This window comes from Nitrospiraceae bacterium (assembly GCA_020632595.1).
Lineage (GTDB): Bacteria > Nitrospirota > Nitrospiria > Nitrospirales > UBA8639 > Nitrospira_E.
On the sequence record JACKFF010000001.1, the window covers coordinates 100644 to 126368 of the forward strand.

Here is a 25725-nt window from a genome sequence, read left to right on the forward strand (position 1 = left end):
ACGTGATAGAAACTTACTGCAGCACATTTTTTAGGGATTATACAGAAAGTATGGCTCCACACTCTTTCAGCAGGATACCTGAAATGTTCATCTCCCAATGTCCAACGCCTGCCGCCCGGCCCTCTGGATGGACGCTCTCATGACCAGGCGAGCCTTGTTTGAGCGCCGCGAGTTGGCTCGCCCTCCTGTGGCTTGCGTCCATCTCATTTCGTGGGGCCGGGCGGGGCGTCAATGGTTTTGGCTCCTTTTGCCGAAACAAAAGGGGCTCGGCTGCCGGGCCGAAACCCGGCAATACAGAAAAGCACGGTGATACGCGAGTTCGGGAAGAATAAGGGACTCATTCACCGACCAACGGGTCTCAACTCGAAGACCTCAAAATAGATTTCCGATATAAATAATATTGCTGTAAAGTCAGAACCATAAATTGTTTATGATCCTTCTCTAGCCATCACAGACGAAATAATCCAGGAGAACACCAGTCATCACTCAAAAGATTCACAAACGTTCCCAAACATGAGGAGGTCCCCATGCCCAATTCCGTCCGACTTGCCAAGTATTACAAAATGATGGTTCCCCATAAATCGGGACAAGGCATCAAGCTCCTGGAGCACCTACAACAGTCCCAGGTTAACCTGTTAGCCTTTCTGGCTTTTCCGAAAAAAAACGGGAAAGCCCAAGTCGACTGTGTGCCCGTCGACCCTGCAAAGTTTACGGCCGCCGCCAAAAAGGCCAAATGGAATATCAAAGGTCCCAAAGCCTGTTTTGTCATCGATGATAAGGATCAAATGGGGGCCTTCGTTCCGTATGCTGCAAAACTCGCAGAAGCGAAAATCAACATACGGGCGGCCGCGGCCGTGACAGGTGGCGCAGGACGCTGCGGGGCCATTTTGTGGGTCAACCAAAAGGATGTGAAAAAAGCAGCCAAAGCCCTTGGGGCTGAGTGAGGACTTTGAGCCAAAAACAAACGGCAATATTGCATCCAGGATGGTTTTTGGAATCAGGGAATCTTTAGAATCCTTGTTATGCTCAAAGAGGAAGGTATGCCATTAACTTTACATGAACGCTGCTTAACGCAATCAGCAACTTATTGCAGACCAGGACAATACATTTTTACGAGTTGCGAAATTTTTTGTTGAGAAAAGCTTGTTTGGGGACCGACCCAAAGCGGCCACAAGGCGGTCGCCGGTTGTTTCAACGACTGCCTGTATTCGCGAATAACGCAATGTCTGACAAACTTCAGATTCGCGAGAGTGTGCAAGGTGATGTCGCTGCAATTGAGTCATTATATCCCGAAGCGTTCCCGGACGAGGATCTGGTTCCGCTCGTGCGGGACCTTTTGCAGGATGCGGCAATTGCCATTTCGCTCATCGGGACGATTGACTTGTTGATTGTAGGACATGCCATCTTCACGAAATGCGGCATGATCGGAAGTGGCGTCAAAGCTGCCCTGCTCGGGCCACTCGCTGTCGCGCCAGCCTGGCAAAGACGTGGCATCGGGAGTGCAATGGTGCTTGCTGGCCTAAAACGGCTTGAAGACGCCGACGTAAACTTAGTATGTGTACTGGGTGACCCTGCATACTATGGCCGCCTTGGGTTTGTGCCAGAGACTCTTGTAGAGCCGCCATTCCACTTGCCAACTGAGTATAGCGGAGCATGGCAGTCACAATGCTTGGGCGGGACAACCATACCCTATGACGGAAAACTGTCCGTCCCTCCCCAGTGGCTCAAACCCGCCTTGTGGTCTCCTTAAATCATCCCTTTCTGGCCGATACCGGGACATTCGGACACGGGTTTTCCGTTCAGGATATCAAACGGGTTGTCTGGATATTTCCTTGCGACGCTTGTGCACATCTTTCCAGCAAGTTGCCTCCCGCTGTCGACAAGAATAGTTACGTTCCCTATAGATCCCTTCTTGCAAAGCATTGCCAACCTCAAGACACTCAACTGATTCAATTTTGCAAATTCCCTGTTACAGAATTTTCCTACGAAACCGGTGATGCGAGTCATCACTAAACAGGTCGCTTAGCATGCATTATCGTAGCGATACGCCCGGCACCCTGACCTTGTGGGTCGCTGATGAGGAATTCGCCAGGCATAACCAAGTCGCGTGATTGTTATTGAAGAACCAAATACCCATCCGGTGCCAGGCTGGTCGCCAGCATCACGCTGTTAATATCACGATGCCCGGTCCAACTGTGACTTTGTTGATTGCCCGGCTCAAGCCAGAAGGCCTCGATGGATTCGATCAATGGAAGAAAACGCCCAAGGCCCGACAGGCTGGCCCGCAACTCCTGTGGGTTGGAAAATTTCTCCGGATGCAGTTCGATGGCTTTCTGCATCTTCACAATGGCATGGAGGCCGATGGATAGCCCTAACTCGCGAAAGGCCAGACGGTAATCGGCAGAGGCATTCAGGGACCGGCTCCGGACAAAAGCCTTCAGACCAAGCTCCGCATCTCGCAAGAGCAAGACCAATCGATCTGATTCGCGCAAATTGGCACTGCTCATTAATTGTGTCAGTCTGTGGGCATCGGAAAGAAGTCCACCGATTCCCAGTGGATCATCCGTCCTCCATGTCATCCCTTCACACATCGCGATCATCTCAGCAATCTCTGGCCCCAGAGGGCTGTCTGCATAGGGATCGCCCAATCTCACAGCTGTCGCACGATTTTGCTGGTAAGTGATCAGCCCGTCGAGCGGATCGTGCTGCCCCATGGACGGGACCAGGGGATAGGAGAGGTCGATGCTCATTTTCCAATACATGCGCTTGGGGCCACCACCCCAGGGTGTATAGGTGAAGCGGGCATGGGCGATCCCGGCCAGTTCCAAAGCCCACCGGTTATACACGGCATCTCCCGTCACCCGTGCCAGACAATCGAGGGCATGCATCCATTTGGTCAGATAATGAAAATACTGCCCATCCCGTTCCCATTCCAAATGGTCATCATACGGTTGATCCGGTCCGCGTTCAGCAAGCGCTTTCCCGATTCTCAGGCCGCCTCGGGTCGGATGCAGCTCTCCTTCCTGTTCGTCCAATCCACTGATCCATCCCTGGCGCGAATCGTCCTCCCGGTGTCGCCCCAGGACACGGTGGACTTGAGAGACAAGACGTATGGCATCTTCCTGGTAATGTTCCTCCCCTGTCTGACGGAAAAGTTCCAGATAGTTGCAAACGGCAAACGCATCGGTCCAGAGATAGCGACGAGGCGGTCGAGCCGGGGTCTTCAGGCCCGTCCGCTCAGCGAACCCGGTCATGATTGCCCTAACGGTAGATATATCTTTCATAGACCAACCCCAGAAAGCCTGCTCTCAGGCCCTCCTTCCATCGACGCTCCAGACATAAGCACCCAACAGGCACTTGAATCTGACGCCTGAACAGAAGAAATCGTCACTGCAAGGTCAGTTGCCGCCAACCATCAGACAAAACCTGCCCTTCCATGAGCGGGCATTTCCTCCATCAAGTCAAATATCTTTGTTACAAGATGATTCAGAATGGAGTGTTTCCAGCACAAGCCGGTAGTTGTCTTGATCAAAGATTGTGAAGCGTGTACTCCTTTCCTCCAAAGCCTGTGCGCATGAACTGTAACACTCCGGGACACACGAGGATATGCGCATGTGAATGTTCTCAGATCCTACAATATTATGCAGCCCTTCACCCCACCGCCGAACCAGTGTAGAATTAGAATCCATTGTACCAATGCCCAGCAACCTGCATTCCCGGGTCTAAGGCGACAGTGTCCTGGTGGACAATTTGATTCGGGTCAAACAATCGTTCCCATTCGCAGCCAAAGCCGGAAGGCGTTGAGGGAGGCCCCCTTTAGGGAATAATGTGGTGAAGGCATTCAGCTCGCTCAGGCCGGCAGACGATATCTTGGAATGCCCTTTGGATGAACAAAATACGCCAACTATCCTGGTTAGGGGGTAGCGAAATTCACGTCAAATGAAGGGAGTGATCTATGGTAAGGGATAAGACATTACTCGTCAGTGTCGACGGGTCAGATTCTTCCATTCGAAGCGTCTCCTACGTGGCTGAAATGATTGGGGCCCGTGAAGATTTTCATGTCGTGCTTTTTCACATCCTCCCCCCGATTCCTCCCGACCTTTTGGAATTCGGGGGCGCGGAAGATCCGGCAACCGAACAAAAGCTGGATGCGACCTTAAAAAAAGAGCAGGCTCAATGGATCGAGAAGGCAAAACAGGATGCGGAACCAATCTTAGATAACGCCAAGACGATTCTGTATCGGATTGGGGTATTACCCGCCATGGTCAGCGTCGTGTTTTCTCAATCCATCCACCGGCCGGATATTGTTGGTGAATTGATCGGGACAGCTCACAAACAGAATTGCGGAACCATCGTCGTTGGACGGGAATCGTACTCAAGCTTCAAAGAAATATTTCATCACCATGTGGGCGAAGAGCTGGCCAAAAAAGGGCAGGGCTTTGCCGTTTGGGTCATTGCCTGATAGTGAATCAAGAAGCCCGGCCTGAGAAAAATTTTTCCATTATCGAGGGTTCCGGTATTGGTGAATGACCAAAACTATCCGACAGGCGACACGGGAATTCGGGCCATATTTCAGCCATGATTGGACATAACCATCGTGAATAAAAGAAGATGCTCTTCTGGGTTTTGTGTGAGTCAGCCATGCTGTCACGTATTTGCGACCAAAAACGCTACCGGTCATTCCTCCCCTTTGTAAGGGGAGGACTAGGGTGAGGTAGAGTCTCGGATCTTTAGGCATCTTGCTGGCAATAGGAAAATTTGGCCAACAGTTGCGATATGGTGTTTCTACCTCCCCTGCCCCCTCCTTACAAAGGAGGGGGATTGAGAACCGGAATGAGGGTTCGCCCACACGATTTTCTGAAGAGCTAAAAAAAGGAGTCCGTCATGACAGAAAAGAATCTTCACGAGGTGGATCTGCCTTCTCTCAGTGACCGGAAGTTTTTTCCTTCTCCCGCCGCATGGGAGGATCAGGTCTTATACTTTTTAATGCTCGACCGTTTTTCGGACGGACAGGAAAAAGGCTACAGAAGCAATGACGGGACGGTCGTCCGGCGTGGCTCAACCCCACTCTTTCAGTCAACCGATGCGGGCAATGCGGATGCATCTCATTGGAAGGCAGCGGGACAGAAGTTTTGCGGAGGGAATTTATTCGGATTGACGAGCAAGCTGGGATACCTAGAACGTCTCGGTGTGACCGCCATTTGGATCAGTCCCATTTTCAAACAGGTGTCATTTAAAGACACCTATCATGGATATGGCATTCAAAACTTTTTGGATGTCGATCCGCATTTTGGTCAACGGGAAGATCTGAGAACCCTTGTCCGGACCGCTCATGCTCACGGGATCTATGTTATTCTGGATATTATCCTCAACCACACGGGAGATGTGTTTCGCTACAATCCCAACCGCTATCGGACCGAACATAACGGGCAGATCTTCAACGATCCTCGCTGGGATGGCCAACCCTATGACGTGCAAGGATTCCATGATCAATTCGGAGAACCGACTCTCCCCTTCCAACAACTCGACATCGCAAGCCATCCCGCCGCCTGGCCGCATGGTGCCATCTGGCCACAGGAATTCCAGGACCCTCAGGCCTTTACCCGAAAAGGCCATATCACCAATTGGGATTTTTCACCTGAATTTCTTGAGGGAGATTTCCTTGATCTGAAAAATATCCAACTCGGTTCCGGCGACGTCGATCAGTATCAGCCGTCGGATGCTCTTAAGGCCCTGGCCGAGGTGTACAAATTCTGGATTGCCTTTGCGGACGTCGACGGATATCGGGTTGATACCGTCAAACATATGGACCTGGGAGCGAGCCGGTACTTCGCCTCGGTGATCCATGAATTCACCCAATCCATCGGCAAAGAAAATTTTTATCTCATTGGGGAAATTACCGGTGGCAGAACCCGGGCATTTCAAACGCTGGAAACCACGGGTCTGGACGCCGCACTTGGCGTCGACGACATCCCGGACAAAATGGAATACCTCGTAAAGGGCTATCGCAATCCGGAGGAGTATTTCCAGTTATTCCGCAATTCCATCCTGGTTCAGAAAGAATCCCACGTCTGGTTTCGCAACCGGGTGGTGACCCTGTTTGATGATCATGATCAAGTACGAAAGGGAGAAAACAAAGCCAGATTTTGTGCTGATCCTGCCGGACCGGACGGACTCCTGAATGTCCTTGCGCTGAACGCCCTCACGATGGGCATCCCCTGCATGTACTATGGCAGCGAACAGTATTTTGACGGGCACGGACAGAGTGATCAATACATTCGCGAATGTATGTTCGGAGGAGAATTCGGCGCCTTTCGAAGCCACCAACGGCATTTCTTTAATGAAGAGAGTCCGGCGTACCGGCAACTCTCGATCCTGTTAGGCATTCGCCGTAACAAGCTTGCGTTACGACGGGGTCGACAATACCTAAGAGAAATTTCCGGAAATGGGATCGACTTCGGGCTGCCGCGCATGCTGGGTGGGCAGATTCGTTCGGTGATTCCCTGGTCCAGGATTTTCAATGACCAGGAAATTCTCCTGGCGATGAATACCGACTATGCTGCCCCCCGAAGCGCCTGGGTGACGGTTGACGACGGACTGCATCACACCGGCCACACACTCACATGTCTCTATTCAACGAATGCGGGACAGATTGGTCAGGAGACGACCGTAGAGTCGAGAAATGGCAAAGCCGTCGTGCTCACCCTTCCGGCTGGCGGATTTGTTATTTATGAATAGTGAATGTGTTCAACGGAAGTGAAGTCCGTCAAGGCTCGGCTGCGGAAGGATTCGTTAAAGCTTCGCCTGTCATGGGCACAAACACCACTGGTAGCAATTCGGTTTCCTGATATCCCTCTTCAGTGCGACGAATTAACAACAGACGTTGAGGGTAGTCTCCGACAGGAAGAATGAGACGCCCGCCGATCGCCAGCTGCTCTAAGAGTGGTTCGGGAATATGGTTCGGCGCCGCCGTCAGGATGATCGCATCAAACGGGCCTTCATCCGGCCAACCTTTATAGCCATCACCAGCCCGTACAATCACATTGTCATATCCAAGTTCTGCCAGAGTCTTTTTTGCCTCCGCAGCGAGTGGTTCGACAATTTCTATCGTGAACACTTTTGAAACTAATTCAGCCAGGATGGCGGCCTGATACCCGGAACCCGTGCCAATTTCCAAGACCTTCTCATCCGGCTTCACTCTCAAGGCTTGCGTCATATACGCAACAATGAAGGGCTGAGAAATCGTCTGCCCATAGCCGATGGAGAGCGGAAAATCTCCATAGGCATCTTTAGCATGTGACTCAGGCATAAACCGGTGCCGGGGAACCCGGCGCATGGCTGCGACAACGGCCGGATCGGTGACACCCCCCGCCACGATTTGGGTATCCACCATCGAATCCCGTTCAACCTGTCGTGAGTGATGATTTTTTTGGGTCATAGCCTGATTGCCATTTCCACATCCGGACAGAATAAACCATACTCCACCAAGGATCACAAAAAAGGCAAGTGGATGTATTTTTCTCCTCTGTGTGATCGCGATCTTCATGCGGCCCCGGATACTCCATTATGCTTTCTCATCAGGAAATATAAGGGAATACCAGCACTCAGGGTCAGACAGGCCCAAAGGGTTTCAAGCGGTTTTTCCACACTCAGAAAAAGGATGATCACTCCGGCAACCAGAATATAGCCCACGGGCAAGGCAGGATAGAAGGGAACCCGGTAGGGACGAACGAGTTGCGGACGCCGTTGACGAAGAAGAATGACCGCCCCGACTGTCAGCGCGGTGAAGGCAGTGATCACCATTCCGCTGTAAATCACCAACTGCTCAAAGGATCCTGAAAGCACTAATACCGTCACCCACAGGCTTTGGAGAACAATGGACCGAACCGGGGTGCCATGATGCTGTTCCGTATCCGAAAAGAAGTCCGGCAGAAACCCGTCTCTGGCCATGGCATAGTAGACCCGTGGCCCGGTCCATATCATGGCGCTCACCGCGCCGGCGATGGAAATACACAACATGATGGTAACAAATTGAGCGGCCGCCTGACCAAACAATCCCACCGCGACCTTTTCCGCCACAGGCATGAGCGGAGGTGCGGCCAAAACTTGAATCGGTAACGCGTAGAAATATACCACGTTCAGCATCACATAGACCGTGCCAACCAGTAGCGTCCCGCCTATCATCGTTCGGGGTATAGAACGGGTCGGATTGAGTATTTCTCCGGCAATGTACCCTGCGGCATTCCATCCCGAATAGGCATAGGTCACAAAAATAAAGGACACTACCAGTGTTCCCAGTCCGATATCCGGCTTTCCCGGGGGCATGACCAAATGCTCCCAATCACCATGGCCTACCGTGCAGGCCCCAACGATGAGAAGCAGAATCGCTCCAATCTTCAAGGCCGTGAGGAGCTGCTGAAGCACCCCGCCCGGGCCAACGCCTGCCACATGAACCGCAGTCAGGCTCCAAATCAAGGCCAGGGCAAATCCCTTGATCAGAAAGGTGGAATCCGGTTCATGTGGGATAAGTTGGACCACATAGGAGGCAAATCCCATGGCGCCTGCGGCAATGGCGGCTCCAAAGCCCACAGTAAATGAGGCCCACCCACTCAGAAATGCGAAAAAGGGATGGTAGGCTTCCCGAAGATACACATAATCTCCCCCCACAAAAGGAAATGCTGCTCCCAGCTCGCTGTAACACATCGCCCCTATGAGAGCCAGTAATGCACCCGCTCCCCATACCAGAAGAATCAGCCACGGATCTCCAAGGTCTCGGGCCATAAATCCCGTCGTGGTGAAGACCCCGGTGCCAATCACACTACTGACCAGCACACACGTAGCCGTAAACCCGCTAATGCGACGGGAACCTTCTTCCAAGGGTCCGTTATGAAGTGGACATTCAACCAATGTGTTGTCAATCAATCATGCTTCCTGTCAGGCGATAGCATCTATCTGGTTAGAATTTGAAATCGTTGCGTACACCATTTCGATGATTGTCATGATGGCTGTCAGCATATCCGGAATTGCCCTTTGGCCAGGGCCTCGCAAAAATGTTCCATATCAGCCAGCTCCTGCTTGATCAGGGCTTGGACTTCTCCCGAGATCCGCTTTAGTGAAAATCCCTTCTTCACCCCGACCTGAGCCGACACAACAAAAGGTTCGTTCACCGGTGCACCGATCCGACTGACCATCCACACGGTGACATCACGCACTCCTGGTATTTGTGCGTATGCCTTCAGAGCGAGTTCACGAGCCCACACATTATAAATTTTCCCAACATGACTGACGGGGTTTTTCCCGGCCGCAGCCTCCCCGCTCATCGGTCGATTCAGCGCAATGACCCCTGAAATGCGGTTCCCCCGTCCCACCTGTCCGGAATCTCCCTGCTCCGCGGAGGTTCCCAATAGCGTCAGATACATGCCCTTCAGTCCTTGACCCGGGCGATCAAGCGCATTCACGACCACCTCCACCTGCTTACAGGAATGAGGTTGCTCACGAATAAAGTGCTGCACATTCTGAAGGACCTTCGCCTTTCGGGCTAAATAGGTCTTTTCTGTGGTGATCCGTTTGGCAAGAAACGGCATGGCCACCGTGAGTGACAACATCCGGTCCATGCGAACGGCCATGACTTTGACGTCCTCCCCCGTTTCGGGAAATGCCCGCTTAAATTGTGGCCCGTTTACATACTGTTCAAGGTCCACCACCAATTGCTCGGTGGGAGTCAGCGGTGCATAACCGACTCCGGCTGATGTATCGTTCGCGGGAAGCATCCCCGATCTCTGATCAAAAATCGCCCCAAGTTCAGCGGACGTCGGTTGCAACTCAATTTGATACCTCATATGGGTATCAGGATTCACATGGGGCAAATGGCTCTTGATCCACGTTCGCGCTGTCTCCTCCGCAATGTCGGACACGGAGATCATTTTTCCCGGAACACCGAAGGAAGCCCGGTCCCCAAGGATCAGGCGCATCGGATGGGTGACCCGACCACCGCCCAGATGCAATTTCACCTGACCCGCCACCAGCAGACATTTATCGATATTATGGTGCAAAATGCGCCCAAATGTTTCCTGATACGCCTTGGACAATTGAATGGAAACAGCTTCAGCAATGGCATCACAAATGGTATCGGGATGCCCCCTGCCTTTCCGTTCGACAATTTCAAGAGGTTGCGCGTCAACCGGCACGTCCGGTCCCTGGTGAATCAGAATACGCGTCTTCATCCTCAGCATCCCTCAGGGGGCCGTGATGTCACCAGACTTGTCTCGCAAGGTCTTCACCAATTCTTCATAGGAGGAATCGCGAATAATGCGATCGAATTGCACCCGGTAATTTTTCACGAGACTCACTCCATCGACCACCACATCGTAGACCCGCCAGTCGCCATCTTTGAGTAGGAGCCGGTAATCGAGAGCGATTTCGGTTTTGTTTGACACAATGATGGTCTGTACTTCTGCATAGGAATCTTTCAGCCGTTCCTTGAGATACTGGACTTTTTCTCCCGCATAGTTCTCAATTTTGCTGGCATAGGTTTTCGAAAGAAGCGATTGAAACAATGTGGCAAACTCCTGATGTTCCGCCTCACTTCGATTCCTCCAATGTGCGGCCAATGATCGTTTGGCCATCTCTTCAAAATCAAAATGTTGTCCAATAATCTCCTCCAACAATTGCCGGCGATGGGCCGCTTGATCCGGCGTCTTGAGACCTTCGTCGCTCACTAAACGGATGACCTCATCGATAGTGCCTCTGACCACGACGGTAGGAGCTTCCACACCCAGGACACCACCCGGCCAACACAATACTCCCAAGACAAGAATGGCTCCTGCCGTAATCGCGTTGATGCTAGAATATCTTCCAATCACAACGAAAATCTTCAATTTCCGGAACACCCAGCCCCCTCTTCAGTCAATGGTTTTCTGAAAACCCGGTTCTCTCGGTTTCGAAGAGGCATACAAAAATGTTGAACCACGAACTTACCTCAACCGAGGTATTATTATTGACGCTCCCTGGAGAAGACATCTTTCTTCTCCGGGAGCGCCGCCCAAACGCAGATTCATACCGATCCAAACACGGGCAGATGGACACTATTCAATTTTTACGGTGACATGCCGTTTTTTGGCATCTTCGGTCTTGGGCAGCTTAACTTCCAGAATCCCATCCTTAAACGTGGCCTTCACTTTGTCCGTTTTCACGGCACAAGGCAATTGCAGACTCCTGGAAAAAGACCCGTAGGCTCGTTCGGAGTAAGTATAGTCTTCTTCCTTAACCTCCTCTTCTTTTTTCTTTTCTCCGGAGATGGTCAGCATGGAATCCGTCAAATCAATCTTGAGGTCTTCTTTGGAGAGACCTGGCACTTCGGCCTTCAGCACGACTTCCTCCTTCCCTTCATACAAATCAACGGCAGGAACTCGCACGTGCAATGATTCGCCCAGCAACGCTCGTGACGGCCGGACCATACCAGGCATGGATGGCCATAACCCTGAAAAGGGACGCCCCCAAACTTCCGTCATCATTTGCTCCATACGGTCAAGCCACCGGTCAAATTCTCCTTGACGCGCCAATTCTCCTTTCTGAACCGGAGCGACTTCCTTTTTGTCCTTTTCCACTACTAAATGTGCCATCACATACCTCCTTTAAAAGTATGATAATTGGGAACAGCTTTTTGTAAGTAGATGAAATGCAACTTATATACCCTGCTTGACGATTGGCGGGAAGAAGAAAAAATTCTGTCATGCCCGCCAGTATTCATCCGGCATCCCTCAGGTCTTCATTGCGGATAATTCACCGCTAATAACCGGCGGGATGGCAAAAAACGGAGGTTGTCCATAAAGGCACGAGGCTTGCTTCAAGGAAGAGCAAAGATTTTTTCATGGTGAATATGGAAACCATAGCATGCACACGGTTCAACCATTTACAAGACCGAGGTTAACACATGAAACAAGATACCGTAGAATGGCTAAAGGTCAAAATTTGTGGAAAAACAATCGTGTCTGTTGAACCATCCAGATGGTCCGGGGAAGTCAAATCTCTCATGAAGAATCAAGAGTTTTTATCCATCACCTTAAGTGACGGAACCGTTCTGGAGGTTGGAGGGCTGTATATTCGAAATGGAAGTCATACCTGACTTCGTCTCAAACCCTTTAGATTTTCATTCACCCCATCCGTGTGAAAAGACTTTTGTGGGGTTATGAGTGAAAGAGAGAGGAGGGACACATGGGTCTTCATGCGGTCGCTACCGTCGGCCTCCGAACAATCCAACAAATCGCCACACTCCATGATTTCCGTTTTCATCAGGATCAGAATGGATTGGCCATAACACAAGAACTTCTCACGTCTTCCTTGCCAGGCGCGCCGGTTGTCGATCCTAACGGGCACTGCGTTGGATTCATCAGCCAATTTGATGTTCTGGCCGTGCTGGAAGCGGGGCGGGATGTCAGCCAATTAACCGCAAAGGAAATTATGGTGCCGGACCCTATCGCCATTTCTATTTCCACCACATTAGCGGAGGCTGTCAAAATCATGAAAGACCATCATTTTCTAGTACTTCCAGTGGAGGAAAATGGTGTGGTGAGAGGATGCCTGACCCGGCAGGATCTTTTAGGAGCATGGGTAGGCTTGGGATTAGAGCCAAAAGACTAAGTGAAAATTGAGCACACAAAAAGTGTTGCAATTTGGGTCCATGGAAAAGGGAAGGGCTGTTGCAAGATGCGACAAAATCGCATTTCCATGAAAAATGCTGACTTCACCCGATGAAAAAAGAACTACGCCTTCTCAGTCTAGTCATATTCGTTATCAGTTGGGGTTGCATCGTGTTATGGCCTGAAGGAGTCCGGGCTCAGCAGACCACTATGATCTCTGCGGGAGAAACAATTTATCGTCTGCATTGCCTCCGGTGTCATGGGAAGGCTGGCGACGGAAAAGGGCCGGATTCATTCGCATTAATCGTGCCCCCAACAGATTTCCACTCTCCGGAATCCACCGCCAAAAGCGAGTTTGACCTTCGTGCGATCGTTATTTGGGGCCTGGTCTTTAGCCCCATGCATGGCTGGTGGGATCGATTGAGTTCAGAGGAGATTCGAGAGGTGATCGGCTATATCCGGCAATTAGCCCCTTACCAACCCAGGATCTAACATTGCAGTCGAGGAGAATCCAAGGTTCAAAAACAGCCATCCCACACATTCGCTAGGAAATTTGATTAAACATGGACGAATTAAAAATTCCTTTTTCACAATTGGCTCCAACCATCGACGTGGATAGTTTGGGGTTTAGCGACACCACTGAACTGCCGCCCCTGGAAACACCGCTCGGCCAAGCCCGGGCCATTGAAGCCCTGGATTTCGGGCTGAATATGAAAAGCCACGGATTTAATATTTATGCCTCGGGGCCAATTGGTACGGGTAAATGGGCCATCATCCAAAAGCGTGTCCAACAGGTGGCCTCGTCAATGCCTGATCCTCCCGATTGGTGTTACGTCTATAATTTCCTTGAGCCGTCTTCCCCAATCTGCCTGTCATTTCCTGCCTCCAAAGGACGGGAGTTTAAACAGGCCATGAGCTTCATCATTCAAAGTCTTCAAAGAGATCTTCCCCTGGCGTTTGAAAGCCATAAATATTTAGATGCCAGAGCAAAAATCATCGAAGAGCGGAATGAAAAAAAAGAGGCGCTCTTCAAACAAATCAATGAAGAAGCCAGCACACGTGGATTTGGCTTCAAAGAAGATCCGGTAGGATTCAGTCTCGTGCCGATGCGGAATGGGAAACCGCTGCGTGAAAAAGATCACGACACGTTAACCGCGATCGAAAAAGATACCATATCCGAACAGGGAAAGATTCTGGAGGGCAAAATCCGTGAATTCCAAGCCCAGGTCCATGCCTTGGATCATGAAGCCGACCATCAACTCAGTGGAATGGATCGTCAGGTCGTCAGAGCAGTCATGCACAACCGCTTTGCCGTCCTTCGAGACCATCATCAATCCCTCCCTGATGTGTTGGAATATCTTCAAAAAGTCGAAGAGAACATTGTCGCCAACTACAAGGATTTTTTACCGCACGAAGGTCCCCAATTGGCACTCATGGGTTGGGATGTACGCGATCGCAAGCCCAATCTCAGCCGCTATGACGTGAACCTCCTTATCGAGCATGCCCAACATTCCGGGGCTCCCATCATCGATGAGCCTCATCCGACCTATGCGAATTTAATCGGGAAAATTGAGCGAAAGGCGCATTTGGGCGTGGTCTATACCGACTTCACCGAGATCAGAGCCGGCTCCTGTCTGCGCGCAAGCGGCGGTTTTTTGATGATGAATGTGATAGACCTGCTCCGTCAGCCCTTCTCCTGGGAAGCGCTCAAGCGGGTCATCAAAACACGCTCGGTCAACATTGAAGATCCCGGAGAGTATTTTGGTTTTTCGACAACCGGCCTTAAACCTCAAGCAATTCCCACTGACATCAAAGTCATTTTGTTAGGCCCTCCCCACATTTTTGCACTCCTGCAAGGGTATGAACAAGATTTCTCAAAGCTGTTCAAGGTCAAAGCGGACTTTGAAGTGGATATCCCCCGTGATACCACCCAGGATCAGCTCTATGCCCGTTTCATCGCGCAACTCTGTCGTGATGAAGGGCTTCCCGCTTTTGGGGCTGACGCTGTAGGTGAAGTGATCCGGCACAGCCTTCGTCTGGCCGAATCCCGCGATCGCTTGTCATTGCGCCTCAGCTTGATCAGTGATGTGATTCGCGAAGCCGCCTATTGGGCCAGGCAGGATGGCCGGACATTGGTGTCGAACATGCACGTGAAAACAGCTATCGACAAGAAACGCCACCGCACCAATCTGTTAGAAGAAAAACTCCAGGAGGAAATCCAGGAAGGCACGCTCATGGTGGACCTGGAAGGCGAGACGGTTGGTCAGGTCAACGGCCTGTCCATCTATCAGCTCGGAGATTATGCCTTCGGACGTCCCTGCCGGATTACCGCTCGCACGTTTGTGGGCAATGAAGGCGTCATCGATATCCAACGTGAAGCCGAACTGGCCGGGGAAATTCACAGCAAGGGGGTCATGACCCTCGCGGGGTTTCTTGGTGGAAAATTCGCCGAGTTCCAGCCATTCGCCTTAAGTGCGACCCTCACATTCGAACAAACCTATTCGGAAGTGGAGGGAGACAGCGCTGCCGTTGCCGAATTAGTCGCCATTATATCGAGCCTGGCAGATGTTCCTGTACACCAATGCCTCGCGGTGACCGGATCGGTCAATCAACTGGGAGAAATTCAACCCATCGGGGGCGTGAACGAAAAGATCGAAGGATTTTTTGAATCATGCAAAAAACACGGATTGACGGGAAAACACGGGGTGCTGATTCCTGCCAAGAACATCCGCCATTTGGCCCTGCATCATGAGGTGGTGGATGCAGCGGAGGCAGGACAATTTTCCATATATGGGGTCCATACCATTGAGGAAGTGCTCGAGTTACTCACGGAAATGCCTGCGGGAGAAATTCAGCCGGAGGGACAGTATCCTCCCAACACCATTTTTGGACGCGTCACTCAACGCTTAAGTGAAATGGCTCACATTGTCGCAGAGTGGGGAGACCGCCGTTCTCTGGAAACCGTCCACAGTTCCAAGCCTCCGTGACCCATGAGGGGGAAATGGGTCTAGATGAACAAAAATGTTCGAACACCCGCAATGAACTTCTCCCGATTGTGCGGAGAACCCAAGAAGGAGGATGGTCATGCCTCTGTATGATTACAAATGTCTCAAATGTGGGAAGGAATCCCTTCTAGCCCTCACGCTGAAAGAACATGAAACCGGGGCCGCAACATGTCCCTCATGTGGAAGCAAAGAACTGGAGCAACTGGTCACGAGCTTTATTGCAAGAACCAGTTCAAAAAGTTGACGAAGGCTTTCAGTCGCGTGGCTGATAAAAAAGCCCCAACGTGGTCGCGGGAGCATTGTCCCTGAGGAGTAGCACCTTATTGGTGAAAGTCCTGCTTCTTGAGGACGAGGTCTGTCCCTGAGAGAACGACTCTCAACTCGTCCATTTCATTCAAAACGTTCGTTCCATTCGCAAAATTAATCATGCCGGCCAACCAGCCAAAACGTGACTACTATGAAGTTCTGGCGGTGGACCGGTCTTCCAGTCGCGACCAGATCAAACAAGCCTACCGGAAACTCGCGCTCAAATATCATCCCGACCGAAACCACGCGCCGGATGCGGAAGAACATTTCAGAGAAATCGCCGAAGCCTATGCAGTGTTGTCGGACGATGTGAAACGCCGGGAATACGACACCACCGGCCACGTGGGGGTCAGCGAACGTTGGTCTGCGGAAGATCTGATGCGGGATTTTCACTTTGGAGATTTTTTCGGTGGCCGCTTCGACGATCTGTCAACTATATTCGGCGACGTGTTAGGCCGACGGACACGCCCTGGACCCCGCATGAACCGTGGTCTGGATCTGCGATACGATTTGGATCTCGCGCTTGAGGAAGCAGCCAAGGGCGGCGAACGGGACATTCACATTACCCGATCAGAGAATTGCGGAACCTGTCAGGCCACGGGAGCCAAGCCCGGCACCACGCCCACCACATGCACGGAATGTGGAGGATCCGGGCAGAAACAACAGGTCAAAGCCGGAAAGGGAGTACGCATGGTCACCCTCACCACCTGTGCCAAATGCCAGGGGCAAGGCCATTGGATTGAGTCACCGTGTGAGGTCTGTCATGGGACCGGCCACGTGTTTACCCCTCACACGATTAAGGTTCAGATCCCTTCAGGCATTGATGACGGTATGATCATCCGGTTGGCCGGGCAAGGAGAACCCTCAGCAACAGGTGGTTCCTCCGGGGACCTTCTTATCCGGCCACACCTTCGGGCCCATCCTACTCTCCAGCGACAGGGGAGTAACCTATTCACCACAACCTCGTTATCCTTTGTCGATGCTGCACTGGGAACCAAGGTGCCTATTCAGGGATTAGGAGGAGCCTCGCTAAAGGTGACGATTCCGCCAGGAACCCAAAGTGGAACGGCTTTGAGAATTCACAGCCAAGGCATGCCCCGGCTCGATGCCTCAGGCAAAGGGGACCTGTTTGTCATCGTGGAGGTTCGCACACCCACAGATATCACAACCCAACAACGCACTCTGCTGGAAGAATTCGCCCGGTTAGAAAAGAGCAAAATGCCTCAACAACAAGACACGCATCCTCGCTAACCACCGGTGGGACGTCACAACAGACAAGAATGGATTCCTGCGACTAAACGGCTGGGATGACGGCGCAAGAATTGTTTGCCTCAGAACTTACTGCGGGAGAACCCCTAAATTGATCCACCTTCATATACTCTGAACCTCATTTTTTATTTTCACTTTTTCCATCCTCAAGGGATCCATCTCCCACAGAAAAGATATGACATCCGAAAGGATCGAGGCGCACATACAATCCTTTTTGCAGGAGATCCTCTCGTCTACCTTCAAAGGATAGATCGCTGAACCGGTCATACAAGGTGTAGTTGGGGGAGGTGTGCAATTCCATTCCAAGCTCTCCGTTCAAACGAATATACGCTTGGGCAACCATGGGACTCAGGTTCACCACGATGAGTCTCCAATCCCGGTCAGTGGTCCATTGATACGCCAAGACATTACTAAAAGAATCGTCGCCGGCAGAACGCACAGTGAGCATGGCCCATTTCCCGGCATGAAACACGTCTTCATTGGTGATCGCCAGAATTCGGTCATAAAACAAAACAGTCGCTTCATCAGGAGGTTCGTCCTGAGCTCGACAGAGTTGAACCGGAATCCGGATACGTTTTCCAGTGAGTTGCCCTTGATGATATAAACGCATGCCCGGCAATGTGGCCATCAGGACCCCGACCGCAGGGAGACGGACGTTACCAAACGCCGCAGCACTTCTCGGCTCATCGTGATTTTCCAAAAACCGCACAAGTTTGCTTTGAAAGATCGGATCAGCCTGAAGATGCAGGGCGACCTCATGTGGGGTCGAATGGCGAAGCCGGTCATACAATCTTTTGTCGTACGTAAAGTGAAAGCCAAGTTGTTGAAGCTCCCATTCCCGATCCCAATAGACCTCTGCAATCCACATACAATCCGGCAGGAGAGAGATGGCTTCTGTCCAGAACTCCCCGGAAGGGAAGACATCGCCCTTCACATGATTTTTCCATGTCTGCGCAAACACCTCATTGAGCACCAACATCGCCATATCACAGCGAACGCCATCACAATAATTGGCAATTTGTTGCAACTCGCGAATCAGCGCCTTACGCGTATCAGGATTGAAGTAGTTTAATTGCGCAGTGTCAGTCCATGCCGGGCAATTGGGATCCTTGCCATGTGCCAGATATCGAATGCCTTGGGATGTTTCGATGGGAAAAAACTTCGAAGGGAAGTTTGTGACATCCCTGGAGTTCCCTTGAACATAGTACTCCGGATGTCTAGTGGTCCACTCATGATCCAATGCCGTGTGATTGGGCACAAAATCCAGAATCAGCTTGATCCCGCGGTCATGAAGTTTTCCCAATACCTCCTTCAGTTGCTCCCAGGACCCCAGCTCGGGATCAGGCTGATACGCCCGAATGGCATAAGGGGAACCCACGACTTCGTATTCCTGCCAATCGGGAAGCGCTTTGGTGTATTCCTGCTGTAAATCAGCATGTTGCCTTGCAATCCGCCGGCCAAGAGGACTGCGTTCCCATAGCCCCATGAGCCACAGACAATCGAATCCCTTTGCCTGAAGCTCATCCCATTCATGATCAGGCACGTCACCAAGACGAATCGTTCGGTTCATTTTCCGGGAGAGATCATGCAACCAGACCCAGGTATTGATTTCATAGAGATGCGGGTGTGGGCGAGATGAAACAACCGGAGATTGCGGCTTCATAAGATTACATCCCCTCCGTCTTATTCACGTTGAATGCGGGATTCTATAGGATAAGGGATTTGATCGTAGCGACAGTCCTCCAGGCCATCAAGGTATGGGAGGAGAGACACGAAACCCAACGGATAAACCGGACAGCCCTGGGAATAAAAAATCCATTGTGAACAGACGATCGGGGGGCAAGGATTTTCTCATAAATAAGACCCCTTCCATAATGATACCCGAGCCATATTTCCCGGAAGATCTGCTCGATAGGAAGATGTTAGTGTAAATTTTTCCCTCATGATGACCGGCAGTGTGAACCATCAGGCGTTGCCCCGGGCAACGGTTCAACCATTCGTTTGTACGTCTTTACCTTAACAGGTTTCCATACTGTTCATGTGAACTGATAGAGGGCGAAGACATCTACAGATGGAAATCTCCGGCAGCCTCAGGCTGATAGAGAATCTCTTGAATTTTTAACTTCCTCGTCCCAATAGGGACCTGCCATTCAATACTGTCCCCGACCCTATACCCGAGAATGGCCGTTCCAATCGGGGCAAGAATAGAAATCTTTCCTGTCGCAGTATCCGCATCACGCGGAAAGACCAACGTATACTCCAACTCTTCCCCTTTGCTCATGTCTGATAGCCGGACGCGTGAGTTCATCGTGACGACATCAGCTGGAATATCCTTTGGGAGAACGATATATGCCCGATCCAATTCTTCCATTAAGCTTTCCAGATGAATGCTGGTATTTTTGCTACCTTTGAATGTTTGCCAGACTCCTAAGAGTTCAGTGAGTCGATTCAGGTCGAATTCCGTAACATAAATGTCCCGGCGGTCCATCGCATGACTCCTTAAAAGATCAATTTGGGTAACCGAAAAATCTAGGGCATCCACATGGGAGAGGATACCACAATAATCCAGGCGATCGAATTATGGTAATGGAGCAGGCCATAAACGGGGCATGAAAACTATTACGGCCATTTCCAATCTTTAATTTCCGGGATATCGCCGCCGTACTGGGCGATGTACGTTTTATGATCAATCCTTTTATTGCAAAACGCCTGCTTGCGAGGAAGGCCCACCGCAACCAAGGTCTCCAGAATAGGACGATCTTTCTCACAGGCCAAGATCACATCAGGTTCGCCACCTTTGTCGGTACCGGCCCATTCCCAAATCCCGATACCGGCCGTACAATGCCTGATAGCCGCGTCCATGCGCTGAAGCTCTTCCTTAGTCACTGCTGATTTTTTGGGTACACCGGGTTTTCATCTTCTTTTTCTTCATTTCACCCTTTTATCAACATCAGTCATTTCCCTTTGTACGAAACACAAATTATTGTGATCTCTCCTCTCCGGGTATCCCCAAATCCCTTCCGATGCCTACTCGAAAGCCATTCCGACTCACGACCCAGTCGTCAAATTTTCAGATCGGGTGTTCTGAATTTCAGAATAATCCGAAACACAGATTTCTCCACTTCGACCAGCAAATAAATCACCGCGCCAATTCCGATAATTCGAAGCCAGGCAAGTCCATCAATGGCGGTTGTATGAAAGAGCGTCTGCATCACTTCGGTATAGGTAAAGAAGCCTTGCATGCCTAATACCATCCCTATGGTCAGGGGAACATAGGGGTTTCCAAACAATCCGTTACGGGACAGCACCGAACCATAAAACGACCGGGCATTTAATAAATAAAAGGCTTCAAAGACCACCAGCATGTTGACGGCTATCGTCCTCGCGGTTTCGATAGATGCCCCCTGGTCTGTTTCCCATAGGAACAATCCAAACGTGCCGGCCACCGCTAAGGTGGACACAAAGCCGATTCGCCACAGCAGAAACCGCGACAAAATGGCTTCCCCGGGGCTTCGAGGAGGACGTCGCATAACATCCGATTCAGGAGGTTCGACAGTTAAGGACAAGGCCAGTGTCACGGCGGTGATCATGTTCACCCACAGGATTTGTACGGGCGTAATCGGCAGCATGGTTCCTAACAGAATGGCGGATACAATCACTCCGGCTTCGGCGACATTGGTGGGAAGAATAAACAGAATGGACTTTTGAATGTTGTCATAGACCCGACGACCTTCCTCGACGGCATGGGCAATGGAGGCAAAATTATCATCGGCCAGCACCATTTCCGCCGCTTCCTTCGCCACTTCCGTTCCCTTGACTCCCATCGCCACTCCGACATCCGCCCGCTTGAGTGCCGGCGCGTCATTCACCCCATCTCCGGTCATGGCCACCACTTCCTCATCGGCCTGGAGAGCTTGCACAAGCCGTAGCTTATGCTCCGGACTTGTCCGGGCAAAAATATCGATATCCCGAACAACACGCTTCAGTTCCTCATCGCTCAACGTTTCCAGTATCTGTCCCGAGAGAGCCTGTTTCCCATCTCCGATGTGCATCTGCAAGCCGATCGTTCTCGCCGTCACAAGATGATCGCCGGTAATCATTTTGACCCGAATCCCGGCTTGTTGACATTGCCGCACCGCTTCAATGGCTTCAGCCCGTGGGGGGTCAATAATGCCGAAGAGGCCTAACATCGTCAGGCCCTGCTCCACATCTCGAAATCGTAACTCTCGATGTTCGTGATTCGTAGATGCAAAGGCCACTGCCAGCACTCGCTGACCCCGACTCGCCATCTGCTCGATCCGATCGTGCCACGACCGGCTATTCAAAGGATGATCTTCCCCCAGGCTGCGCTGAAACGCGCACATTTCCAACACGCGTTCAGGGGCACCCTTGATATAAATAAATCCATGCCCGGCATGGTCATGATGTAACGTCGACATAAACCGATGTTGGGATTCGAAGGGGATCACATCAGTCCTGGGACACATCTCCAGTTCGAAGTGGATATCCAGAGCCGCTTTTCGTGCCAACGTCACCAAGGCCCCCTCCGTCGGATCGCCATTGATCCGCCAGACCCCATCCACGTGGGACAAATCCGCATCGTTACACAACATTCCGGCACGAGCGAGCTCCATCACGTCCGGAAGATCAGTCAGCACGATCGGGTTGCCAAGCAAAGAAAACCCCCCATGCGGATCATAGCCGACACCACTGACCTCCACGGTATAGGCCGCGGTTGCCAGCGTTTGAACGGTCATTTCATTTCGTGTCAGCGTGCCGGTTTTATCTGAACAAATAACGGTCACAGAGCCCAGGGTTTCAACCGCCGGCAACCGTCGGATAATCGCTTGGCGTCGGGCCATCGCTTGCACCCCGATGGCAAGCGTGATGGTCATAATAGCCGGAAGGCCTTCAGGAATGGCGGCAACGGCTAATCCTACGCTGGCAAGAAACATGTCACTGAACCCATACTCCCGGAACAATACTCCAAAAAGGAACACACCAACCGCTCCGATCACGATGGCCAGGCTTAACCGGCTCCCGAATTCTCCAATCTTTCTGAGAAGCGGCGTGGTTAATGTCTGCACCCTGGCCAGCAAGGTGCTGATCCGTCCAATCTCCGTGGCATCTCCGGTGGCGACCACCACCCCGGTTCCCGTCCCATAGGTCACCAGAGTTCCCGAATAGGCCATGCCCTTTCGATCACCAATAGTCGCGGTTTCCGGCACCGGGTTCATGTGTTTCTCAACCGGGACGGACTCACCGGTCAAGGCGGCTTCTTCAATGCGCAAATCTTTCACCTTCAGAAGACGCAGATCCGCCGGGACTTTGTCCCCGGATTGGAGAAACACAATATCCCCAGGTACCAGGCTTTCCGCCGGAATGGGGCAACGGGTTCCATTACGAAGACCGCAGGCTTGCACGGACAACATCCGGCGAATGGCATCCATTGCCCTTTCAGCTTTCCCCTCCTGAAGGAATCCGATAACGGCATTGATGATTACCACGCCCAGAATCACACTGGTATCCACCCAATGACCCAGAATGGCAGTCACGACACCCGCTCCCAGAAGGATATAAATTAAAATATTGTGGAACTGGGCGAGAAACCGCTGCCAGGAGGATTGCTTTTTAGGTGGACGTAATCGATTAGGGCCATAGAGCGCCAGACGTTGGGCAGCGACTTCCTGTGTTAAGCCCCCCACTTGACTGGCCACTGTCTTGAGGACAGATTCTCCATCCATGGCATGCCAGCATAGGTTTGACTTGTTTTGATCGGATACCGACATCGCGCTCCTTTTAATTGAGGATAAAACCACACATAAGAAACAGGTTTAGAATGCCTCACCTCACCAGCAGACGGCCCTGACCATTGCTTCCTTTACCCTTAGATGGCCTTAAGTCTTCCTGAAGAGGGAAAATGGATCACGCATCAACTTTTTTTCCGGATCTGCCAGGGCGTGTGAGCAACACCGAACATGGCGCATAGCGAGCAATTTTTCTGACGACTCCTCCCAATGGAACCGGCTTACCCCCCGCAAATCCTTTTGATCCCACCAAGATCAATTTTGCCTTCGAACGCTCGGCAATTTTGACAATTTCTTCAGCAGGATCTCCCTTGGTCAACACCGTATCGACTTTCATTCCGAGTCGTTCGACTCTCTGGCTCATCTCGTCCAAATGAGCGGCGCCGTCCTTTTCCGCCTTCTCAAGCAATTGTTCTCCCAATTGCTTAAATTCGGCTTTTCCTTTTCCCCAATACCAGCCTTCCAGGAAGGCGGGCTTTCCCACCACATGCGTCACCGTGACCTTAGGAGGCGTTTTGCCCTTCAACAGACCAAGCATCTGCATAGTACTCAGAGCAACAGCTGAGCCATCGGTGGCGAGAATAATTTTTGCGGCCGTTTTCCCCATCATCACGTGACTTAATTTTTCACGAACCAATAGCACGGAACACGAAGCTTCCCTCATCACCCAATCACTGGTGCTTCCAAGGAGAAATCGCTTGACATTTGACAAACCCCGTGTCCCAATGATGACCAGGTCAATCTGATAATCCTTGACTGCCTGTAAAATTTCCGCTCCAGGAAGCCCTTCCACTACGATGTTCTTAATGTTCAGAGAGCTTTCTTTGAGCATGTCCATTTTGGTTTGCTCAAGGAAAAACTTTGCCTCGGTTATCAGTTGTCCTCTCGCCTGGGCAATCACTCTATCCCAACTCGATGGTCCTCCCGAGGGCACAATAGAGGGGGCATCCTTCATTTCAATCACATGCATTAAATAAATTTCGGATTTTTTTGGCCAGTCCATCGACTTCACAAATCGGATGGCCTCCTTCGCATGTACTGAATAATCAACCGACACCAGAATTTTCATCCGTCTCTCCTTTCCTCAAGAAACCCGTCTTGTCTATCCGTTCAAACCTGCGTGGTCATTGGCCGTCGATCAAATAAATCTGTCAGGTCACGGAGTCGGGTTCCAACATTCTCCGGCAACTGCCCGGGGTGAACCCGCCACTCCCAGTTCCCTTTGAGCGTGCCGGGGCGATTCATCCGGCATCCACTCCCCAAACCCAATACGTCCTGAAGCGGAACCATGGCGAGTTGGGCAACAGAGCTCATGGCCAGTCGAATCACATCCCAATGAACGTCTCGCCCGTCGGTACCAAGATAGCGCAATACACTCACACGCTCCTCCTTGATCTCCTCTTTGGATTGGGTAGTTTCCTTCCCCGGTTCAGCGGTAAACCACCCGACCGTCGTATTATGGTCATGAGTGGCCGTATAAACGATGGAATTCCGAGTATAGTGATGGGGTCGATAGTAATGGGCTTTGGGATCGGTGCCGAAAGCCATTTGTAAAATTCGCATACCGGGAAAACCACAGGAATCCCGTAACGCCTCAACCTCCGGAGTGATCACACCAAGGTCCTCGGCGATCACCGGCAAATCACCAAGTGCGGCTTTCACGGCTGCAAACAATTCGCCTCCCGGACCTTTCACCCATCGACCATGGATGGCATGAGGTTCAGAAGCCGGGATTTCCCAATAAGCTTCAAACCCCCGGAAATGATCCAATCGAATCTTATCGACAAGAGCAAGATTGGCACGAAATCGATCGATCCACCATTGATAATCAGACCCGGCTCTCACGTCCCACCGGTAAATCGGATTCCCCCACCGTTGTCCTGTTGCGCTAAAATAGTCCGGCGGCACCCCGGCCACCACGGACGGTTGACATTGGTCATCCAAATAAAATGAATCAGGATGCGCCCAGACGTCTGAACTATCATGAGCAATATAAATCGGGAGGTCCCCGATAATTCTGACTCCCCTGGCATGAGCATACTGTCTCAGAACGGACCATTGGTGAAAAAACAGATACTGAAGAAACTGATGAAAATCTATGTTATCTCTGAGGCGACGACTGCATTCCTGCAAGGCTTTAGGATCTCGAACAATCAATGGCTTTTCCCATCGAGTCCATGCTTGCCCCGCATAGCTTTCCTTCAAAGACATAAAGAGGGAGAGGTCTTCTAACCAGGAGGCATGCTTTTCACGAAACAACAAAAAGGCTTGGCGATGTTCGGCTGGAGGATTGGCTTTAAACTGCTCAAATGCCTGTTCGAAGATTAGGTGCTTTTGCGTTATGACCAGAGGGTAATCCACACGTTCAGCTGGAAAGGGAGGAGGCCGCCTCGCATCGGATGCCGATATAAATCCATCCTCCACAAGTTTTTCCGGGCTAATGAGTAAGGGGTTTCCTGCAAAGGCGGAAAAACACATGTAGGGGGAATTGCCATATCCGGTCGGACCCAGTGGCAACATCTGCCACCAACTCTGACCTGCGGCCTTTAGAAAATCGACAAATTGATAGGTTGCGGGTCCTAAATCCCCGATGCCCCATCCCTCCGGGAGAGACGTCGGATGTAATAAGATTCCACTTCCTCTAACCAGATTCACCATAATCCCGAGTTAAATGCGCTGAAAAACTGTTGAGTAAAAAGA

Annotated in this window: 22 protein-coding genes; 10 read left to right on the forward strand and 12 right to left on the reverse strand. The window is 51.3% G+C overall.

Annotated features, from left to right (window positions below):
- Nucleotides 1–527 precede the first annotated feature (527 nt).
- Together H6750_00460 and H6750_00465 are read left to right on the forward strand one after the other, a co-directional pair.
- Nucleotides 528–944 (forward strand): hypothetical protein, encoded by a 417-nt coding sequence (locus tag H6750_00460; GenBank protein ID MCB9772782.1) that lies wholly within the window; start codon nucleotides 528–530, stop codon nucleotides 942–944.
- Nucleotides 945–1222: 278 nt separating this feature from the next.
- A complete protein-coding gene (locus tag H6750_00465; GenBank protein ID MCB9772783.1) occupies nucleotides 1223–1750 on the forward strand; it encodes an N-acetyltransferase in 528 nt (175 codons plus the stop codon).
- Nucleotides 1751–2114: 364 nt separating this feature from the next.
- Here the strand turns inward: H6750_00465 and H6750_00470 are convergent, their stop codons facing one another.
- Nucleotides 2115–3284, reverse strand: a complete 1170-nt coding sequence (locus H6750_00470) for a hypothetical protein (GenBank protein MCB9772784.1) — start codon at nucleotides 3282–3284, stop codon at nucleotides 2115–2117.
- Nucleotides 3285–3955: 671 nt separating this feature from the next.
- Here H6750_00470 and H6750_00475 point away from each other — a divergent pair.
- Together H6750_00475 and H6750_00480 are read left to right on the forward strand one after the other, a co-directional pair.
- Entirely contained in the window at nucleotides 3956–4462 is a 507-nt protein-coding gene (locus tag H6750_00475; protein ID MCB9772785.1) for a universal stress protein, read from the forward strand.
- Between the two features lie 422 nt (nucleotides 4463–4884).
- Nucleotides 4885–6738: an alpha-amylase gene (locus H6750_00480; protein ID MCB9772786.1), complete on the forward strand. Its 1854-nt coding sequence runs from the start codon at nucleotides 4885–4887 to the stop codon at nucleotides 6736–6738.
- 28 nt (nucleotides 6739–6766) lie between these two features.
- On the opposite strand, the gene H6750_00485 is transcribed toward H6750_00480, so the two are convergent.
- From H6750_00485 to H6750_00505, 5 genes are all read right to left on the reverse strand, one after another.
- Nucleotides 6767–7438 (reverse strand): protein-L-isoaspartate(D-aspartate) O-methyltransferase, encoded by a 672-nt coding sequence (locus tag H6750_00485; GenBank protein ID MCB9772787.1) that lies wholly within the window; start codon nucleotides 7436–7438, stop codon nucleotides 6767–6769.
- Between the two features lie 104 nt (nucleotides 7439–7542).
- Nucleotides 7543–8922: an amino acid permease gene (locus tag H6750_00490; GenBank protein ID MCB9772788.1), complete on the reverse strand. Its 1380-nt coding sequence runs from the start codon at nucleotides 8920–8922 to the stop codon at nucleotides 7543–7545.
- Between the two features lie 86 nt (nucleotides 8923–9008).
- On the reverse strand, nucleotides 9009–10223 hold the full coding sequence (locus H6750_00495; GenBank protein MCB9772789.1) for a methionine adenosyltransferase: 1215 nt from the start codon (nucleotides 10221–10223) through the stop codon (nucleotides 9009–9011).
- Nucleotides 10224–10235: 12 nt separating this feature from the next.
- Nucleotides 10236–10841 carry an ABC transporter substrate-binding protein gene (locus H6750_00500; protein ID MCB9772790.1) on the reverse strand — a complete coding sequence of 202 codons (606 nt, stop codon included), beginning with the start codon at nucleotides 10839–10841 and terminating at the stop codon, nucleotides 10236–10238.
- Between the two features lie 243 nt (nucleotides 10842–11084).
- Nucleotides 11085–11621, reverse strand: coding sequence for an Hsp20/alpha crystallin family protein (locus H6750_00505; GenBank protein ID MCB9772791.1), 537 nt, complete (start codon nucleotides 11619–11621; stop codon nucleotides 11085–11087).
- A 311-nt stretch (nucleotides 11622–11932) separates the two neighbouring features.
- Between H6750_00505 and H6750_00510 the strand changes: the two genes are divergently transcribed.
- From H6750_00510 to H6750_00535, 6 genes are all read left to right on the forward strand, one after another.
- Entirely contained in the window at nucleotides 11933–12124 is a 192-nt protein-coding gene (locus H6750_00510; protein ID MCB9772792.1) for a hypothetical protein, read from the forward strand.
- 89 nt (nucleotides 12125–12213) lie between these two features.
- On the forward strand, nucleotides 12214–12639 hold the full coding sequence (locus H6750_00515; protein ID MCB9772793.1) for a CBS domain-containing protein: 426 nt from the start codon (nucleotides 12214–12216) through the stop codon (nucleotides 12637–12639).
- A 170-nt stretch (nucleotides 12640–12809) separates the two neighbouring features.
- Nucleotides 12810–13130, forward strand: a complete 321-nt coding sequence (locus tag H6750_00520) for a cytochrome c (protein ID MCB9772794.1) — start codon at nucleotides 12810–12812, stop codon at nucleotides 13128–13130.
- Between the two features lie 71 nt (nucleotides 13131–13201).
- Nucleotides 13202–15625: an AAA family ATPase gene (locus H6750_00525; protein ID MCB9772795.1), complete on the forward strand. Its 2424-nt coding sequence runs from the start codon at nucleotides 13202–13204 to the stop codon at nucleotides 15623–15625.
- A gap of 97 nt (nucleotides 15626–15722) precedes the next feature.
- Nucleotides 15723–15887, forward strand: a complete 165-nt coding sequence (locus H6750_00530; protein ID MCB9772796.1) for a zinc ribbon domain-containing protein — start codon at nucleotides 15723–15725, stop codon at nucleotides 15885–15887.
- A 182-nt stretch (nucleotides 15888–16069) separates the two neighbouring features.
- Nucleotides 16070–17200, forward strand: coding sequence for a molecular chaperone DnaJ (locus tag H6750_00535; protein MCB9772797.1), 1131 nt, complete (start codon nucleotides 16070–16072; stop codon nucleotides 17198–17200).
- 136 nt (nucleotides 17201–17336) lie between these two features.
- Here H6750_00535 and H6750_00540 read toward each other — a convergent pair whose 3' ends face one another.
- The 6 genes from H6750_00540 to malQ form a co-directional block, all read right to left on the reverse strand.
- On the reverse strand, nucleotides 17337–18881 hold the full coding sequence (locus H6750_00540) for an alpha-amylase (protein MCB9772798.1): 1545 nt from the start codon (nucleotides 18879–18881) through the stop codon (nucleotides 17337–17339).
- 402 nt (nucleotides 18882–19283) lie between these two features.
- Nucleotides 19284–19706 (reverse strand): nucleoside diphosphate kinase regulator, encoded by a 423-nt coding sequence (gene rnk, locus H6750_00545; GenBank protein ID MCB9772799.1) that lies wholly within the window; start codon nucleotides 19704–19706, stop codon nucleotides 19284–19286.
- Between the two features lie 131 nt (nucleotides 19707–19837).
- Nucleotides 19838–20080: a hypothetical protein gene (locus tag H6750_00550; GenBank protein ID MCB9772800.1), complete on the reverse strand. Its 243-nt coding sequence runs from the start codon at nucleotides 20078–20080 to the stop codon at nucleotides 19838–19840.
- Between the two features lie 200 nt (nucleotides 20081–20280).
- Entirely contained in the window at nucleotides 20281–23007 is a 2727-nt protein-coding gene (locus H6750_00555; GenBank protein MCB9772801.1) for a cation-transporting P-type ATPase, read from the reverse strand.
- Nucleotides 23008–23143: 136 nt separating this feature from the next.
- On the reverse strand, nucleotides 23144–24094 hold the full coding sequence (locus H6750_00560) for a universal stress protein (protein MCB9772802.1): 951 nt from the start codon (nucleotides 24092–24094) through the stop codon (nucleotides 23144–23146).
- A gap of 41 nt (nucleotides 24095–24135) precedes the next feature.
- Nucleotides 24136–25683 (reverse strand): 4-alpha-glucanotransferase, encoded by a 1548-nt coding sequence (malQ, locus tag H6750_00565; GenBank protein ID MCB9772803.1) that lies wholly within the window; start codon nucleotides 25681–25683, stop codon nucleotides 24136–24138.
- Nucleotides 25684–25725: the final 42 nt, after the last annotated feature.